Source organism: Rhizobium sp. 18055 (assembly GCF_902706285.1).
Classification (GTDB): Bacteria; Pseudomonadota; Alphaproteobacteria; order Rhizobiales; family Rhizobiaceae; genus Rhizobium.
In genome coordinates this window covers 1-548 of the sequence record NZ_CACSKD010000140.1, presented here as the reverse complement: position 1 = coordinate 548, position 548 = coordinate 1, and the positions used below count along the sequence as shown (strand labels likewise).

The 548-nt window shown below is 65.7% G+C and carries 1 protein-coding gene; it reads left to right on the top strand.

The genetic code is table 11. The features are described from left to right. Positions 1 to 548, top strand: a 548-nt coding sequence (locus GVL52_RS31765; RefSeq protein ID WP_160012693.1) for a class 1 fructose-bisphosphatase, incomplete at both ends; no start/stop codon positions are given.

The following is a 548-nucleotide window of genomic DNA, read 5'->3' as shown; positions in this document are numbered from 1 at the left end:
CGTGACCACCGAGGACTTCCTGCAGGCCGGCAGCAGGCAGGTCGCCGCGGGCTACTGCATCTACGGCCCGCAGACCACGCTGGTGCTCACCGTGGGCGACGGCGTGGCGATGTTCACGCTCGACCGCGAACAGGGCTCCTTCGTGCTCGTGCAGGAGAACGTGCGCATTCCCGCCGACACCAAGGAATTCGCGATCAACATGAGCAACATGCGCCACTGGGACACCCCGGTGAAGCGCTACGTGGACGAGTGCCTCGCCGGCGTCGAAGGCCCGCGCGAGAAGGACTTCAACATGCGCTGGATCGCCAGCATGGTGGCGGACGTGCACCGCATCCTCACGCGCGGCGGCATCTTCCTCTACCCCTGGGACAAGCGCGAGCCGAACAAGTCCGGCAAACTGCGCCTGATGTACGAGGCCAACCCCATGGCCTGGCTGGTCGAACAGGCCGGCGGCGCCGCGACCAACGGCCGGGAACGCATCCTCGACATCCCCCCGAAACAGTTGCACGAACGCGTCAGCGTGATCCTCGGATCGAAAAATGAAGTGG